The sequence below is a fragment of the Streptomyces sp. CB02980 genome, from assembly GCF_014451325.2.
Classification (GTDB): Bacteria; Actinomycetota; Actinomycetes; order Streptomycetales; family Streptomycetaceae; genus Streptomyces.
In genome coordinates this window covers 173,478-189,191 of sequence record NZ_JACSCH020000015.1, presented here as the reverse complement: position 1 = coordinate 189,191, position 15,714 = coordinate 173,478, and the positions used below count along the sequence as shown (strand labels likewise).

Here is a 15,714-nt window from a genome sequence, read left to right as displayed (position 1 = left end):
CCCTCGGGCTCGGGCGTGACGGGCGTGACCTGGTGCGGGCTCGCGCCCGTGCCGGCCCGCCGGTCCTCGCGTGCACCCTCGTGTGTCACCGCGTCCGGTCCTGATCCTTCGCCTGTCCCTCTGCCTGATCCTTCAGCCACGGACGCCAGCCTATGTTGTACCGCCGGTAACTTTCCCTCGCCCGACCCCTACCGCTCGGTATGGAGCTGCTCTACAGTCCCGACTGTGCCAGTGATTGCTGGCGTGATTGGCCGGGCACGCGGGAGGCGGCATGGCGAAGCACGAGCAGGTACGTGTGGCGGTGATCGGATCGGGATTCGGTGGCCTCGGCGCCGCCGTCCGGCTGCGCCGCGAGGGGATCACCGACTTCGTGGTCCTGGAGCGGGCCGACTCCGTGGGCGGCACGTGGCGGGACAACAGCTACCCCGGCTGCGCCTGCGACGTCCCCTCCCACCTCTACTCCTTCTCCTTCGCGCCCAACCCCGACTGGCCGCGGACCTTCTCAGGACAGCGCCACATCCGCGCGTACCTGGAGCACGTCACCGACACCTTCGGCATCCGCCCCCACCTGCGACTGAACCACGAGGTCGTGCGGATGGAGTGGGACGCCGAGGCGCTCCGCTGGGAGATCGAGACCAGCCAGGGCTCCTTCAGCGCCGAGGTCGTCGTCTCCGCGACCGGCCCCCTCTCCGACCCCAAGATCCCGGACGTCCCCGGCATCGCCGACTTCCCCGGCAAGGTCTTCCACTCGGCCCGCTGGGACCACGACTACGACCTCACCGGCAAGCGCGTCGCCATGATCGGCACCGGCGCCTCCGCCATCCAGATCGTGCCCGCGATCCAGCCGCAGGTCGGGAAGCTGACCCTCTTCCAGCGCACGCCCCCGTGGGTCATGCGCCGCATGGACCGGGCCATCAGCGGCCCCGAGCGCTGGCTCCACCGCGCCCTGCCCGTCACCGGCACCCTGCGCCGCGGGCTCCTCTGGGGCATCCGCGAACTCCAGGTCGGCGCCTTCACCAAGCACCCGAACGAACTCGGGCTCATCGAGAAGCTCGCCAAGGCCAACATCGCGAAGGCCGTCAAGGACCCGGTCCTGCGGGCCAAGCTGACCCCCTCGTACCGCATCGGCTGCAAGCGCATCCTGCTCTCCAGCACGTACTACCCGGCGATCGCGCAGCCCAACGTCGACGTCGTCGCCTCCGGCCTGCGCGAGGTCCGCGGCTCGACCGTGGTCGCCGCCGACGGCACCGAGACCGAGGTCGACGCGATCGTCTTCGGCACCGGCTTCCACGTCACCGACATGCCGATCGCCGAGCGGGTCGTCGGCGCCGAGGGCAAGACGCTCGCCGAGACCTGGAAGGGCGGCATGGAGGCGCTGCGCGGCGCCACCGCCGCCGGATTCCCCAACTTCATGACCGTCATCGGCCCCAACACGGGCCTCGGGAACTCCTCGATGATCCTGATGATCGAGTCCCAGCTGAACTACATGGCCGACTACCTGCGCCAGCTCGACGTGCTCGGAGGGCGCGCGGCCCTCGCCGTCCGGCCCTCCGCCGTCGGCGCCTGGAACCGCAAGGTGCAGGCCCGGATGGAGCGGACGGTCTGGAAGGCGGGCGGCTGCGAGAGCTGGTACCTCGACGCCAACGGGCGCAACACCACGCTGTGGCCGGGCACGACCGGCGAGTTCCGGCGCGAGACCCGGCAGGTCGACCTCTCCGAGTACGAGGTCATCCGCGCGCCCAAGCCCGTGAAGGCCGCCGGGGAGACCGCCGCTGCGAAGCCCCGTACCGCCTCCCGCAAGAAGGAGGCCGCCACGTGAGCCGGCACCTGACCTCACCGACCTCGCCCCGGGAGCTCACCGCCGTCTCCGCCGACGGCGCCAGGATCCACGTCGAGGTGTACGGCCCCGAGGGCGCGCCCGTCGTCGTCCTCGCCCACGGCTGGACCTGCTCGATCGCGTTCTGGGCCGAGCAGATACGGGCCCTCGCCGCCGACCACCGGGTCATCGCCTACGACCAGCGCGGCCACGGCCGGTCCCCGGCCCCCGCCGGGCCCTCCGGATACGCCACCCGCGCTCTCGCCGACGACCTCGAAGCGGTCCTCGCGAGCACACTCGCCCCCGGTGAGAAGGCCGTCCTCGCCGGTCACTCCATGGGCGGCATGACCCTCATGGCCGCGGCCGACCGGCCGGGCTTCCGGGAGCACGCGGCGGCCGCGCTGCTCTGCTCCACCGGGCCCTCGCGGCTCACCGCCGAGGCCACCGTCGTCCCGGGCCGGCCGAGCGACCGGCGCACCCGGCTGACCCGGGGCGTCCTCGGCGCGAAGGCGCCGCTCGGGCCCGTCAACGCCGTCTCGAAGAAGATCCTCAAGTACGCGACGATGGGCCCCGGTTCGGCGCCCGAGCGGGTCGACGCCTGCGCCCGGATCGTGCACGCCTGCCCGCGCGGGGCCCGCGTCGGCTGGTCCAGGGTCCTCTCCGGGCTCGACCTGGAGGCGGGCCTGCGGGGGCTCGACCTGCCCGTCGCGGTCGTGGTCGGCACCGCCGACCGGCTCACCCCGCCCGTCCACTCCCGCGCCATGGCCGAGGCCCTTCCGCAGTGCGTGGGACTGCTCGAACTGGCAGGTATGGGGCATATGACACCTGTGGAGGCCCCCGAGGCCGTCACCGCAAGGATCCGCGAACTGACCGACACGTACCTGGAAGTGAAGGAGAAGGCATGAGCCGGGTGAGCCTGGAAGGACAGGTCGCGGTCGTCACCGGAGGTGCCCGCGGCGTCGGGGAGCTCCTCGCCCGCAAGCTGTCCGCGCGCGGCGCGAGGATCGCGCTCGTTGGCCTGGAGCCGGAGCAGCTCAAGGAGGTCGCCGGGCGGCTGCACACCGAGGCCGACTGGTGGCACGCCGACGTCACCGACCACGAGGCGATGGCCAGGGTCGCGGCCGAGGTGAAGGAGCGGTTCGGGAAGGTCGACATCGTCGTCGCCAACGCCGGTGTCGCGGCGGGCGGTCCCTTCGTGGACTCCGACCCGGCAGCCTGGCGGCGGGTCATCGAGGTCAACCTGATCGGCGGCGCGGTGACGGGACGGGCGTTCCTGCCGGTCCTCATGGAGTCGCGGGGGTACTTCCTCCAGATCGCCTCGCTCGCCGCGCTGACCCCCGCTCCGATGATGACGGCGTACTGCGCGTCCAAGTCGGGCGTCGAGGCCTTCGCGCACAGCCTGCGCGCCGAGGTCGCGTACAAGGGGGTGAAGGTCGGCGTCGGCTACCTCTCCTGGACCGACACGGACATGGTGCGGGGTGCCGACGAGGACGACGTGATGCGGGAGCTGCGCCAGCGGCTGCCGTGGCCGGCGAACCGCACGTACCCCCTCGGCCCGGCCGTCGACCGGATCGTCGCGGGCATCGAGCGGCGCTCCGCGCACGTCTACGCGCAGTGGTGGCTGCGCGGGATGCAGTCGGTCCGCGGCTACCTGCCGGGGATGATCGCGACCGTCGGGCAGCGCGAGATGAGGCGCTTCGAGCCGCGCCTCGGCTCGGTCTCCAAGGGTCTGGTGGGCGCGGGCGGCGCCGCCGACGAGGAGGCGCGGACGGGCGGTTCGGCGGCGCGCTGACGGGGCCGCGGCCGCCCGGCGGGAGGGGACCCCGCCGCGCGGCGGCCGGCGGCTCCCCGCGTGGTAGCCGTCCGTAACTGATCGAAATGCGTGGAATGTTCGCTCGTGCAAGGCTGGTCGAGGCCCAGGAGGCACATCGCCTCCGCCCCCTCTCACCCGTCTAGGAGTGAACCTTCATGGGCAAGGCAGAACAGTTCAAGGACAAGTCGGAGCAGCTGAAGCAGCAGGCCAAGCAGGCCATGGGCAAGGCGAAGGACGAGGCGTCCGAGCGCGCCTCCCAGGGCCGCGGCCGCACCGACGAGGAGACGCGCAGGGCCCAGCAGGAGGCCCAGGACCGTCTCGACCAGGACTACGACGCCTGACACGCCTTCTTCGCGTGCTGTGTCGAGCGAGGCGCACCCGGTATGCCGGGTGCGCCTCCGCGTGTGCGCGATCATGACGGGCCGAAAAGTCGTACGCACCGGGCGCCGGATGTTCGTACGGTGGCGCCCATGGCCGTACTTGAGCGACTGCGATCCGATCACGCCTCCGCCCTGCTCGCCTTCGAGCGGGAGAACCGGGGGTACTTCGCCGCGTCCGTGCCCGACCGGGGGGACGCGTACTTCACCGACTTCGCGGAGCGGCACCGGGCGCTGCTCGACGAGCAGGAGGCCGGGACCATCCGCTTCCACGTGCTCGTGGGGGAGGGCGGCGAGATCCTCGGGCGGTTCAACCTGATCGACCTCGTCGACGGGGAGGCCGAGCTGGGCTACCGGGTGGCCGAGAAGGCGACCGGGCGCGGAGTGGCGACGGCCGGGGTGCGGGAGGTGTGCCGACTGGCGCGCGAGTCGTACGGGCTGAGCCGGCTGACCGCCGTCACGACCCTCGACAACGCGGGGTCGAGGGCCGTGCTCGGGCGGGTCGGCTTCGGCGCGGTCGGCAGCGTCACGCTCGGCGGCGAGGCGGGGACCGCCTACGAGTTGGACCTTGGGGAACTGGCCTTCCGCTAGGGGGTGTCTTGCCGATCAGGCCGGCAAGACACCCCCCAGGGCCTAAGGGGCTCGCGGTGGCAGTTTCGGGCGGGAGCGGTCCGGGAGGTCCACGTAGCCCGGGGGGCTCGCCGCCGGGGTCTCCGCGAGGAGGGCGAGGGCCACCTCGACCGCGTCGTCGAGCTGGGCGTGCCGGCCCTCCGCCCAGTCGAGGGGGGTGCGCAGGACGGCGAGGTCCGGTTCGACGCCGTGGTTCTCCAGGGACCAGCCGTACTCGGGGAACCAGGCCGCGTTCATCGGGACCGTGATCTGGGTGCCGTCGCCGAGGCGGTGGCGGCCGGTCATGCCGACGACTCCGCCCCAGGTGCGCTGGCCGACGACGGGCCCCAGGCCGAGGAGCTTGAACGCGGCGGTGATCATGTCGCCGTCGGAGGAGGTGGCCTCGTCGGCGAGGGCGACCACCGGGCCGCGCGGGGCGTTGGAGGCGTACGCGACGGGCTGGGCGTTGCGGGTGAGGTCCCAGCCGAGGATCCTGCGGGTGAGTTTCTCTATGACGAGCTCGCTGATGTTGCCGCCGGCGTTGCCCCGTACGTCGACGATGAGGGCCGGCCGGGAGACCTCCATGCGCAGGTCGCGGTTGAACTGGGCCCAGCCCGAGCCGCCCATGTCGGGGATGTGCAGGTAGCCGCAGCGGCCGCCGCTGACCTCCCGTACCACCGCCCGGCGTTTGGCCACCCAGTCCTGGTAGCGCAGCGGACGCTCGTCGATCAGCGGGACGACGGCGACGCGGCGGGCCCGGCCCTCGCCCTCGGCGGGGATGAAGGTGAGCTCCACGGTGGTGCCGCCGGTGCCGGAGAGCAGCGGGTACGGGCCGGTGACCGGGTCCACGGGCCGGCCGTCGACGTGGGTGAGGACGGCGCCCTCGCGGATGCCCGTACCGGCGAGCGGGGAGCGGGCCTTGGAGTCGGAGGACTCGCCGGGCAGGATGCGCTTCACCGTCCAGCCGGCCTCGCGGGGCACGAGGTTGGCGCCGAGGAGGCCCATCGGGCGCTGGTAGTGCGGGGGTCCCTCGTTGCGGCGGGCGGGGGTGACGTACGCGTGGGAGGTGCCCAGTTCGCCGAGGACCTCGCGGAGCAGGTCGGCGAACTCGTCGGGGGAGGCGACCCGTTCGACGAGCGGCCGGTACTGGTCGAGGACGGCCGTCCAGTCGACCCCGCCCATGTCGGGCTCCCAGAAGTAGGCGCGGACGATCCGGCCCGCCTCGTCGAAGGCCTGCCGCCACTCGGCGCCCGGCTCGACCTCGTGGAGGATGCGCCGCAGGTCGAGATAGACGGTGGAGTCGCCGTCCCCGGACTCGGTGGCGGGCACGGCCCGCAGGTCGCCCTCGTCGGCGACGACGAGCCGGGTGCCGTCGCCGCTGACCGCGAACCAGTCGAGGTCCTTGGCGAGTTCGCTCTTGCGGGCCTTGGTGATGGAGAAGTGCTCCAGGGTGGGCTTGCCCGAGGTGTCGGTCGGGTTGGCGAAGGTCTCGCCGAGTGCGCCCGAGATGGGCCAGCGCAGCCAGACCAGACCGCCGCCGCTGACCGGGTGGAGGCCGGAGTACTTGGAGGCGGCGACCGGGAAGGGGGTGACCCGGTCGGGGAGCCCCTCGATCTCGACGGTGACCGTGCCGTCGGTGGTCGTCTCCGTGTCGTCGTCGGCCGGGTCGAGACCGCCGGCGGCCGGGCGCCCGTCGGGGAGCAGCGCGAACGGCGAGGGTGTCGCGGAGGAGAGGGGGACCAGGTAGGGGCGGCAGCCCAGCGGGAACGACAGGTCGCCGGTGTGCACGTCGTACACCGGGTCGAAGCCCCGCCAGGACAGGAAGGCGAGATAGCGGCCGTCGCGGGTGAAGACGGGGTTCTCGTCCTCGAAGCGCCCGTTGGTGACGTCGACGACGGCCCGGGCGCCGGGGCCGGAGATCCGCGCCATCTTGATGGAGCGCAGGGAGCGGCCGATGCCCGGGTGGGACCAGGTGAGCCAGGCCCCGTCGGGGGAGAAGGCCAGGTCGCGAACGGGGCCGTTGACGGACCGGATGAGTTCGGTGACCTCTCCGTTCGACTCCTCCGTCGCGTCGAGGAGGAGGAGCCGGCCGTCGTGGGAGGCGATCGCGAGCCGCTCGCCGTCCGGGTCGGCGATCAGTTCCTCGACCCGGCCGAGGTCGCCGGAGGCGAGGCGCCGGGGCGGCCGGTCGCCGCTGGCGCGCGGCAGATAGGCGACCTCGACGGCGTCCTCGCCCTCGGCGTCGGTGACGTAGGCGACCTGGCCGCCGCTGCCGAGCATCTCGGGCAGCCTGACCCGGACGCCGGGGGTGTCGATGATCGTGCGGGCCGGGCCGTCGCGGTGGGTCAGCCAGTAGAGGCTGCCGCGCACGGAGACGGCGCTGGCCCGGCCGGTCTCGTCGACGGAGACCGCGTCGATGTGATGGGCGGCGGGCACCTGGTAAGGGCGCCGGCCGACGCGCTGGCCGCCGAGCCGCACCTCCAGTTTCCGGGGGCGGGAGCCGGGGGTGAGGGCGTCGACGATCCACAGGTCGCCGGCGCACTGGTAGACGACCCGGCGTCCGTCGCTGGAGGCGTGCCGGGCGTAGAACTCGTCGTGGTCGGTGTGCCGGAGCAGGTCGGTGCCGTCGGGCAGGCAGGAGTAGAGGTTGCCGACGCCCTCGTGGTCGGAGAGGAACGCGATCCGGCCGTCGACGGCCATCGGGCAGTCGAGGTGGCCGCCGATGTCGGGGAGCAGCCGCTCGCCGTGCAGCCAGAGGCGGCCGGTGGCGCCGCCGAGGTAGCGCTTCCAGGCGGCCGGCTCGTGGGGCGGCTTTCCGGTGAGGAGGAGGGTGCGGCGCTCGGCCTCCTGTCCCTCGTCGGCTCCCTTGCCGGCGTTCCTGTAGGCGTCGTGCTCGGTGACGGCGATGTCGGAGACCGGGCCCCAGGGCAGGCGGAGGCCGGGGGAGCCGTCGGTGGGGACGTGGTAGGCCCACGAGAAGTACGAGAAGGGCTGCCCGTGCGAGGAGACGGCGAGGATGTCCGAGCGGCCGTCCTTGTCGGGGGGAGTCCAGCCGCAGACGCGGGTGTCGGTCGAGCCCCAGTAGGTGAGCCGCCGGGCGGACCCGCCTTCGATGGGGACGAGATGGATCTCTGGGTCGAGGCTGCGCCAGTTCGTGTACGCGATCTGCCGGCCGTCCGGCGAGAAGCGCGGGTGGCCGACCCGCGTCCGGTCGACGGTGAGCCGCCATGCCCGGCCGGGGCGGTGGCCCTCGGGGACGAGCGGGGCGATCCAGAGATCGTCCTCGGCGGCGAAGCACAGCAGGTCGTCGTGGAGGTGCGGAAAACGGAGATACGCGACGTCGTCACTCACCTCCTCATGCTTTCCGCGTGAAGGGGGTGTGGCAACTCGTACGTGCTTGCGGGCGTCTTCGTGGTCGTGGCTCGGCTTCGATGTGGTCCAGGACACGTACGAAACGGTTTCGTTTCGCTGAGGGCGGGGGTATCTTCGTACTGTACGAAACCGTTTCGTTCGACAGGAGTCCGGTCATGGCCCGCAGCAGGCTCACCCCAGAGCGTGAGTCCGAGCTGTACGGAGCCGTGCTCGACCTCCTCCGAGAGGTCGGCTACGACGCCCTCACCATGGACGCCGTCGCCGCCCGCACCCACTCCAGCAAGGCCACCCTCTACCGCCAGTGGGGGAGCAAGCCCGAGCTGGTCGCCAGGGCGCTGCGCGACAACAAGCCCGCCGATCTCTCGCAGATCGACACCGGCTCGCTGCGCGGCGACTTCCAGGAACTCGTCGACCGGTCCGACGACTGTCAGATGGAGAGGGACTCCGCGCTGATGCGGGGTCTGGCCCATGCCGTCCACACCAACCCCGACCTGCACCGGGCGCTGCGCGAGCTGCTCATCGAACCCGAGATGAACGGCCTCGACGAAGTGCTGCGCCGAGCGGTCCGCAGGGGCGAGGTCGACGCCGACAACCCGGCGCTGAAGCTCCTCCCGCACATGCTGATCGGTGCGTTCATCGCCCGTCCGCTGATCGACGACCAGCCGGTCGACCACGCCTTCCTCAAGACGTACGTCAACGCCGTGGTGCTCCCCTCACTCGGCGTCTAGAGCCACCTCCCCACCGCAGTACCCGCAGTACCGCACCCCCTGACGACGCACCGCTCCGCCGTCGGGCCGGCTCCCCATGCCCTGTCCCACCCCACACTGGGAGACGCCCCCGTGGCCACGTTCCTGTACAAGTTGGGCCGTTCCGCCTTCCGGCGCCGACGGCTCGTCGCCCTCCTCTGGGTGGCCCTCCTGGCGGTCGCCGGGATCGGCGCCGCCACCGCACCCGTCGCGACCTCCAGCTCCTTCTCGATCCCCGGCACCGAGGCCCAGCGCGCCTTCGACCTGCTCGAAGAGCGCTTCCCGGGCGCCGGAGCCGACGGAGCCACCGCCCGCGTCGTCTTCAAGGCCCCCGCGGGCCAGAAGATGACCGACCCGGCGCACAAGGCCGTCGTCGAGGAGACCGTCGCCGCCCTGAAGTCCGGCTCGGACCAGATCGTCTCGGTCACCGACCCGTACACCGGGCAGGCCGTCTCCCAGAACGGCTCCACCGCCTACGTCTCCGTCGCCTACAAGGTGAACGCGATGGAGCTGACCGACGAGACGCGCGAGGCGCTGACCCAGGCCGGACACAACGCGCAGGGCAAGGGACTGACCGTCGAGGTCGGCGGTGACGCCCTCCAGACCATGCCGGAGACCGGCTCGGGCGAGATCGTCGGCGTCGTCATCGCCGGCATCGTCCTGGTCCTGACCTTCGGTTCGCTCGTCGCGGCCGGACTTCCACTGCTCACGGCGATCATCGGCGTCGGCATCGGCGTCTCGTCGATCGCCGCGCTCGCGAGCGTCCTCGACCTCGGCTCCACCACCTCCACCCTCGCGATGATGATCGGCCTCGCGGTCGGCATCGACTACGCCCTCTTCATCGTCTCCCGCTACCGCGCGGAGCTGGCCGAGGGCCGGGAGAAGGAGGACGCCGCGGGCCGCGCCGTCGGCACGGCGGGCTCCGCCGTCGTCTTCGCCGGACTCACCGTCGTCATCGCCCTGGTCGGCCTGGCCGTCGTCAACATCCCGATGCTGACGAAGATGGGCTTCGCCGCCGCCGGCACGGTCGTGATCGCCGTACTGATCGCGCTCACCCTGATCCCCGCCATGCTCGGCTTCGCCGGCGACAAGGTCATCGGCCGCAAGCAGCGCAAGGCCGCGAAGGCCGGCGCCGAGGGCGGTGCCGAGGGTGGTGCCACCAAGAGCGCGAAGAGCGAGAAGCCGAACGGCGGCACCCGCTGGGCCCGCTTCGTGATCCGCCGCCCCGTCATGGTGCTGCTGATCGGCGTCCTCGGCCTGGGCGCGATCGCGCTGCCCGCCGCCTCCCTGGAGATGGGCCTCCCGGACGACGGCGTCAAGCCGACCTCCACCACCGAGCGCCGGGCGTACGACGCCCTCTCGGACGGCTTCGGCCCCGGCTTCAACGGCCCGCTGCTCGTCGTCGTGGACGGCGACAAGGCGACCGCCGACAGGACGGTCTCCACCATCAAGGGCCTGGAGGGCTGGGCCGCCGTCACCCCGGCGACCCCGAACAAGGCCGGCGACGCCGCGATGATCACCGTGGTCCCGAAGGACCGCCCGTCCTCCGGCGCCACCGAGACCCTCGTCCACGACATCCGGAACGCCACCGGCGACGACGTCCTCGTCACCGGCGCCACCGCGATGAACATCGACTTCTCGCAGAAGATGAACGACGCCCTGGTGCCGTACCTGGCCCTCGTCGTCGGCCTGGCCTTCCTGCTCCTGACCGTGGTCTTCCGCTCGATCCTCGTCCCGCTGAAGGCGGCCCTCGGCTTCCTGCTCTCGGTGGTCGCGGCCCTCGGCGCGGTCGTCGCGGTCTTCCAGTGGGGCTGGCTCGGCAGCCTCTTCGGGGTCGAGCAGACCGGCCCGATCATGTCGATGATGCCGATCTTCATGGTGGGTGTCGTCTTCGGTCTCGCGATGGACTACGAGGTCTTCCTCGTCACCCGTATGCGTGAGGCGTACGTCCACGGCGAGCGGCCCGGCGAGGCGATCGTGACCGGCTTCAAGCACAGCGCCCGGGTGGTCACCGCCGCCGCGGTGATCATGATCGCGGTCTTCTCCGGCTTCATCGGCATGACGGACCAGATGATCAAGATGATCGGCTTCGGCCTGGCCGTCGCGGTCCTCTTCGACGCCTTCGTGGTCCGCATGGCGATCGTCCCGGCCGTCCTCGCGCTGCTCGGGCACAAGGCCTGGTGGCTGCCGAAGTGGCTGGACCGGATCCTGCCGAACGTGGACGTGGAGGGCGAGGGTCTCGCCAAGGACACGCCCGCGGGCGGGGCGCCCGGCTCGAAGCCGGACCTCGTGAAGGTCTGATCGCCAAGGTCTGATCCCCGGGGTGCGACTCCCCGGGGTGCGACTCCCCGGGGTGCGACTCCCCGGGGTGCGACTCCCCGGGGTCTGATCCCCAGGGTCCGACTCCCCGAGGTCCGACTCCCCGGGGTCACGTCACCTCTCGTACGCCGTCAGCTCGTCGTCATCGACGGGCCGGCGGCGTACGTGTGCTTCAGGAACCGGGTCAGCGCCGTCGTGTCGAACTGGACGACCGTCACCACCCCGTCGTCCTTGTGGAGCTCGACGACCGTCTGGACGCGGCCGCAGGGCCAGACGCCTATGTCGCCGCGGCGGGTCGGGGCGCGCAGGCCGGTCTCCAGGAGGACGCGGGGGAAGGACCACTCGACGTCGCCGGGGAAGACGAAGCGGACGGTCGCAGGGGAGAAGCCGGGGTCGTAGCGGAGGTCGACGGGCACGGGGCGGGAGAGAGGGGCGTCGCTGATGATGCGTCCCCTGGCGTGATCCTCTACCGCGAGGTCGGTGTCGCGGTCGACTGGGTGGGCGGGTTCGTGGTCGAGTGCGCGATCGTCTGCGGCAGCCATCGGGGGCTCCTCACCGTTTGTCCTCTTATCGACTAATGTCCCACTCCTTCCCGGCGCGCGCACGACCCATGCGCCGCTGTTCTGTGACCTGTGCGCTCTTGCAAGTGCTTTGCAGGAGCACTCATCATTCAGGGCGTGCATGTACCTGACGGATTCATCAACGCCCCCGTATCGGTCGCCGCCGGTGTCGTCGCCGCCGGCGCCGTCGCCGTGAGCCTGCGCGGGGCGCGGCGGGAGTTGGACGAGCGAGCCGCTCCGCTCGCCGGGCTCGTCGCGGCCTTCATCTTCGCCGTCCAGATGCTGAACTTCCCGGTAGCCGCCGGGACCAGCGGACATCTCCTCGGCGGCGCGCTCGCGGCGATCCTCGTCGGGCCGTGGACCGGCGTCCTCTGCATAGCCGTCGTCCTGCTGATGCAGGGCATCCTCTTCGCCGACGGCGGCCTCACCGCGCTCGGCGTGAACATCACGGTCATGGGCGCCGTCACGGTCGTCGTCGCGTACGGGCTCTTCCGCGGCCTCGTCCTGCTGCTGCCCCGCACCCGCGCCTCGGTGACCGCGGCCTCCTTCGTCGCCGCGCTCGTCTCCGTACCGGCCGCGGCCGCCGCCTTCACCGTCCTCTACGCGGTCGGCGGCACCACCGACGTCCCGGTCTCCAAGGTCCTCACGGCCATGGTCGGCGTCCACGTCCTCATCGGCGTCGGCGAGGCCGTCATCACCATGCTGACCGTCGGCGCGGTCATCGCCGTCCGCCCCGACCTGGTGTACGGCGCCCGCGGTCTGACCGCCCCGCTCAAGCTGCGCGTCGGCGGCGAGCTGGTCGACGCGGCCCCGGCCGCCGAGCCCGCCCCCGCCGGGTCCCCGAGGAAGCTGTGGATCGGTGGCCTCGTCTCCGCGCTCGTCCTCGCCGGCTTCGTCTCCTTCTACGCCTCCGCCAGCCCCGACGGCCTGGAGAAGGTCGCCGCCGACAAGGGCATCGACAGCAAGGTCGAGGACCACGCGGCCGCCGACTCCCCGCTCGCCGACTACGGCGTCAAGGGCATCGAGACGGCCCGCCTCTCCGGCGGCCTGGCCGGCGCGATCGGCGTGGGCGCGACCCTCGCCGTCGGCACGGGGGTGTTCTGGGTCGTCCGCCGCCGCCGTACGCACGCGGAACCCGGTACCCGCGCGGAAACGACCGTCTGACATGGGAGCGGGGCACGCCCACAAGCTCTACCGGCACGCGCACTCGCCGGTCCACGAGCTGCCCCCGCACACCAAGCTGGCCGCGGTCCTCGGCTTCGTCGTGGTCGTCGTCTCGACGCCCCGCGAGGCCGTCTGGGCCTTCGGCCTCTACGCCCTGCTCCTCGCGGTCGTGGCGGCGAAGGCCCGCGTCCCGGCCGGCTTCCTGCTGAAGCGGCTGCTCATCGAGGTGCCGTTCGTCGCGTTCGCGCTGCTCATGCCCTTCGTGGTGCCCGGCGAGCAGACCACCGTCCTCGGGGTCTCACTGAGCGTCCCCGGCCTGTGGGGCGCCTGGAACGTCCTCGCCAAGGGCACCCTCGGCGTCGCCGCCTCCGTGCTCCTCGCCTCCACCACCGAACTGCGCGAGCTGCTCCTCGGCCTCCAGCGGCTGAAGCTGCCCCCGCTGCTCGTCCAGATCGCCTCGTTCATGATCCGGTACGGCGACGTCATCACCGACGAGATGCGCCGGATGTCCGTCGCCCGCCGCTCGCGCGGCTTCGAGGCGCGGGGCGTCCGCCACTGGGGCGTCCTCGCCAAGTCGGCCGGCGCGCTCTTCATCCGCTCGTACGAGCGCGGGGAGCGGGTCCACCTCGCCATGGTCAGCCGTGGCTACACGGGCACGATGCCGGTCATCGACGAGGTGACCGCGACCCGCGCCCAGTGGACGTACGCGGCGGCGCTCCCGCTCACCGCACTTCTGATCTGCCTCCTGGGATGGACCCTATGACCGCCCCCTCGACGCCCGTCCCCCCGGCGACCGCCCCCTCGCTCGACGTACGGGGCCTGGCGTACGCGTACCCCGACGGCCACCAGGCCCTCTTCGGCGTCGACCTGACCGTCGGGCGCGGCGAGCGGGTCGCCCTCCTCGGCCCCAACGGCGCCGGCAAGACCACCCTCGTCCTCCACCTCAACGGCATCCTCACCGGCGGTGCGGGCGGCGTCACCGTCGCCGGGCTGCCCGTCGGCAAGAAGCACCTCGCCGAGATCCGGCGCAAGGTCGGCATCGTCTTCCAGGACCCCGACGACCAGCTGTTCATGCCGACCGTGCGGGAGGACGTGGCCTTCGGCCCGGCGGCTGCCGGCCTCCGCGGCGCCGCACTGGAGGCCGTCGTGCGGAAGGCCCTCGACCGGGTCGGGATGGCGGAGTACGCGGACCGGCCGCCGCACCACCTGTCGTTCGGGCAGCGCCGCCGGGTCGCCGTCGCGACGGTCCTCGCCATGGAGCCGGAGATCCTCGTCCTCGACGAGCCGTCGTCCAACCTGGACCCGGCCTCGCGCCGCGAGCTCGCCGACATCCTCCGCTCGCTCGACGTCACCGTGCTCATGGTCACCCACGACCTCCCGTACGCCCTGGAGCTCTGCCCGCGCGCGGTGATCCTCAGCGAGGGGGTCATCGCCGCCGACGGGCGGACCGGCGACATCCTCGCCGACGAGGAGCTGATGGCCAGGCACCGGCTGGAGCTGCCGTTCGGCTTCGTGCCGAGCTCCGTGGCCTGAGACCCCGGAATCGGTCCTCCTTCCTCCGCGTTGCACCATGGGGGGTCGGATCGGCGATGGAGGAGTGGGACGTGGACGTCCAGGGCACGGTGGCGGCGGGCTGGGAGCCCGTCAGGGACGCGTTCCTGCGCAACTTCGAGCAGCGCGGTGAGCGCGGGGCGGCCCTCGCGGTCCACCACGACGGGGCCGAGGTCGTCGATCTGTGGGCGGGATCCAAGGACGCCGACGGCGGGGCGGGAGACGGCGAGACCCCCTGGGCCGAGGACACCGCGCAGGTCGTCCGCTCGGCCACCAAGGGCGTCGCCGCCGCCGTACCCCTGCTCCTGCACCAGCGCGGGCTGCTCGACCTGGACGCCCCGGTCGCCGCGTACTGGCCCGAGTTCAAGGCGGCGGGCAAGGACGGCGTGACCGTACGGCAGCTGCTCGCGCACCGCGCCGGCGTCCCCGTCCTGGACCGGCCGCTCACCCTCGCCGAGGCCGTCGACCTGGAGACCGCGACCCGCGCCATAGCCGCCCAGGCCCCCGTCTGGGAGCCCGGCACGGCCCACGGCTACCACGCCCACACCTTCAGCTGGCTGCTCTCCGGCCTGGTCCACCGGGTCACCGGCCGCACCATCGGCCGCTGGGTCGCCGAGGAGATCACCGACCCCCTCGGCCTCGACCTGTGGATCGGGCTCCCCGGCACCGAGGCCCACCGGGTCGGCCGCCTCGGCCCCGTCGAGGAGATCGAACCGCCCGGCAGCGGCGCCCTCAAGCTCCGCCCCAAGCGCTCCGTCACCGAGGCGTACCAGGACCCGAACTCCCTGACCCGGCGCGCCTTCGGGGTCATCGACCCCAAGCCCGACGAGAACGACCCCGTCTACCGGGCCGCCGAACTGCCCGGCTCCGCCGGGGTGGCGACGGCCCGTGCCCTCTCCCGCTTCTACGCGGCCACCCTCGGCCCCGTGGACGGCGCCGAGCGCCTCTTCACTCCCGACACCCTCACGCTCGCCCGGACCGAGGAGTCGGCGGGCGCGGACAAGGTGCTGCTGGTCGGCACACGCTTCGGCCTCGGCCACATGCTGCACGGCCCGGCGTCCCCGCTCCTCGGCCCCTCGTCGTACGGCCACCCGGGCCGCGGCGGCTCGCTCGGCTTCGCCGACCCCGACGCCGGCATCGCCTTCGGGTACGTGACGAACGGCATGCGCAAGACGGTGACGGCGGACCCGCGGGCGCAGGCGCTGGTGCGGGCGGTCGGATCGGTCGTGAACGGCGCGGTGTGAACGGCTCCCGGCCGCGCCGGCGTTCGTGATCTCCCCGACCTGACATTCCTCCGGACGCGACCTGACATTCTGCGCTTCCGGGGCACGGGTGGGTGATCATTCGGGCGCTAGCGTGTGCACGCTCCACCGTTCGGTGGACCAGG

At 72.4% G+C, this 15,714-nt stretch carries 13 protein-coding genes; 11 read left to right on the top strand and 2 right to left on the bottom strand.

Annotation, left to right across the window (positions count from 1 at the left end):
• Positions 1 to 271: 271 nt before the first annotated feature.
• The 5 genes from E0F75_RS28580 (at position 272) to E0F75_RS28560 (ending at position 4,597) form a co-directional block, all read left to right on the top strand.
• Complete coding sequence (locus tag E0F75_RS28580) at positions 272 to 1,819, top strand: NAD(P)/FAD-dependent oxidoreductase (protein WP_229313833.1); 1,548 nt, start codon at positions 272 to 274, stop codon at positions 1,817 to 1,819.
• A complete protein-coding gene (locus E0F75_RS28575; protein ID WP_229313832.1) occupies positions 1,816 to 2,721 on the top strand; it encodes an alpha/beta fold hydrolase in 906 nt (301 codons plus the stop codon). Before E0F75_RS28580 ends, E0F75_RS28575 begins: the two co-directional genes overlap by 4 nt.
• Positions 2,718 to 3,608, top strand: a complete 891-nt coding sequence (locus E0F75_RS28570) for an SDR family oxidoreductase (RefSeq protein ID WP_229313831.1) — start codon at positions 2,718 to 2,720, stop codon at positions 3,606 to 3,608. Before E0F75_RS28575 ends, E0F75_RS28570 begins: the two co-directional genes overlap by 4 nt.
• A gap of 176 nt (positions 3,609 to 3,784) precedes the next feature.
• Entirely contained in the window at positions 3,785 to 3,970 is a 186-nt protein-coding gene (locus tag E0F75_RS28565; RefSeq protein WP_229313830.1) for a hypothetical protein, read from the top strand.
• Between the two features lie 129 nt (positions 3,971 to 4,099).
• Complete coding sequence (locus E0F75_RS28560; protein WP_229313829.1) at positions 4,100 to 4,597, top strand: GNAT family N-acetyltransferase; 498 nt, start codon at positions 4,100 to 4,102, stop codon at positions 4,595 to 4,597.
• 42 nt (positions 4,598 to 4,639) lie between these two features.
• Here the strand turns inward: E0F75_RS28560 and E0F75_RS28555 are convergent, their stop codons facing one another.
• Entirely contained in the window at positions 4,640 to 7,966 is a 3,327-nt protein-coding gene (locus E0F75_RS28555) for a S41 family peptidase (protein ID WP_229313828.1), read from the bottom strand.
• A gap of 176 nt (positions 7,967 to 8,142) precedes the next feature.
• On the opposite strand from E0F75_RS28555, the gene E0F75_RS28550 reads away from it, so the two are divergent.
• Together E0F75_RS28550 and E0F75_RS28545 are read left to right on the top strand one after the other, a co-directional pair.
• Positions 8,143 to 8,715 carry a TetR/AcrR family transcriptional regulator gene (locus E0F75_RS28550; protein ID WP_229313827.1) on the top strand — a complete coding sequence of 191 codons (573 nt, stop codon included), beginning with the start codon at positions 8,143 to 8,145 and terminating at the stop codon, positions 8,713 to 8,715.
• Between the two features lie 111 nt (positions 8,716 to 8,826).
• Positions 8,827 to 11,034: an MMPL family transporter gene (locus tag E0F75_RS28545; RefSeq protein ID WP_229313826.1), complete on the top strand. Its 2,208-nt coding sequence runs from the start codon at positions 8,827 to 8,829 to the stop codon at positions 11,032 to 11,034.
• Positions 11,035 to 11,183: 149 nt separating this feature from the next.
• Here the strand turns inward: E0F75_RS28545 and E0F75_RS28540 are convergent, their stop codons facing one another.
• Positions 11,184 to 11,594 carry an SsgA family sporulation/cell division regulator gene (locus tag E0F75_RS28540; protein WP_229313825.1) on the bottom strand — a complete coding sequence of 137 codons (411 nt, stop codon included), beginning with the start codon at positions 11,592 to 11,594 and terminating at the stop codon, positions 11,184 to 11,186.
• A gap of 135 nt (positions 11,595 to 11,729) precedes the next feature.
• Here E0F75_RS28540 and E0F75_RS28535 point away from each other — a divergent pair, with 135 nt between their 5' ends.
• The 4 genes from E0F75_RS28535 to E0F75_RS28520 are packed head-to-tail and all read left to right on the top strand — an operon-like array spanning position 11,730 to position 15,571.
• Positions 11,730 to 12,776 carry an energy-coupling factor ABC transporter permease gene (locus tag E0F75_RS28535; RefSeq protein WP_229313824.1) on the top strand — a complete coding sequence of 349 codons (1,047 nt, stop codon included), beginning with the start codon at positions 11,730 to 11,732 and terminating at the stop codon, positions 12,774 to 12,776.
• 1 nt (position 12,777) lies between these two features.
• Positions 12,778 to 13,539 carry a cobalt ECF transporter T component CbiQ gene (gene cbiQ / locus E0F75_RS28530; protein WP_229313823.1) on the top strand — a complete coding sequence of 254 codons (762 nt, stop codon included), beginning with the start codon at positions 12,778 to 12,780 and terminating at the stop codon, positions 13,537 to 13,539.
• Positions 13,527 to 14,309, top strand: coding sequence for an energy-coupling factor ABC transporter ATP-binding protein (locus E0F75_RS28525; protein ID WP_374115444.1), 783 nt, complete (start codon positions 13,527 to 13,529; stop codon positions 14,307 to 14,309). Before cbiQ ends, E0F75_RS28525 begins: the two co-directional genes overlap by 13 nt.
• A gap of 56 nt (positions 14,310 to 14,365) precedes the next feature.
• Positions 14,366 to 15,571: a serine hydrolase domain-containing protein gene (locus E0F75_RS28520; RefSeq protein WP_229313821.1), complete on the top strand. Its 1,206-nt coding sequence runs from the start codon at positions 14,366 to 14,368 to the stop codon at positions 15,569 to 15,571.
• Positions 15,572 to 15,714: the final 143 nt, after the last annotated feature.

Bases quoted from the DNA above. Each gene is read 5' to 3' on its own strand.
- E0F75_RS28570 (WP_229313831.1), top strand. From the start codon at position 2,718: ATGAGCCGGGTGAGCCTGGAAGGACAGGTCGCGGTCGTCACCGGAGGT.
- cbiQ (WP_229313823.1), top strand. From the start codon at position 12,778: ATGGGAGCGGGGCACGCCCACAAGCTCTACCGGCACGCGCACTCGCCG.
- E0F75_RS28565 (WP_229313830.1), top strand. From the start codon at position 3,785: ATGGGCAAGGCAGAACAGTTCAAGGACAAGTCGGAGCAGCTGAAGCAG.
- E0F75_RS28580 (WP_229313833.1), top strand. From the start codon at position 272: ATGGCGAAGCACGAGCAGGTACGTGTGGCGGTGATCGGATCGGGATTC.
- E0F75_RS28560 (WP_229313829.1), top strand. From the start codon at position 4,100: ATGGCCGTACTTGAGCGACTGCGATCCGATCACGCCTCCGCCCTGCTC.
- E0F75_RS28525 (WP_374115444.1), top strand. From the start codon at position 13,527: ATGGACCCTATGACCGCCCCCTCGACGCCCGTCCCCCCGGCGACCGCC.
- E0F75_RS28550 (WP_229313827.1), top strand. From the start codon at position 8,143: ATGGCCCGCAGCAGGCTCACCCCAGAGCGTGAGTCCGAGCTGTACGGA.
- E0F75_RS28520 (WP_229313821.1), top strand. From the start codon at position 14,366: ATGGAGGAGTGGGACGTGGACGTCCAGGGCACGGTGGCGGCGGGCTGG.
- E0F75_RS28540 (WP_229313825.1), bottom strand. From the start codon at position 11,594: ATGGCTGCCGCAGACGATCGCGCACTCGACCACGAACCCGCCCACCCA.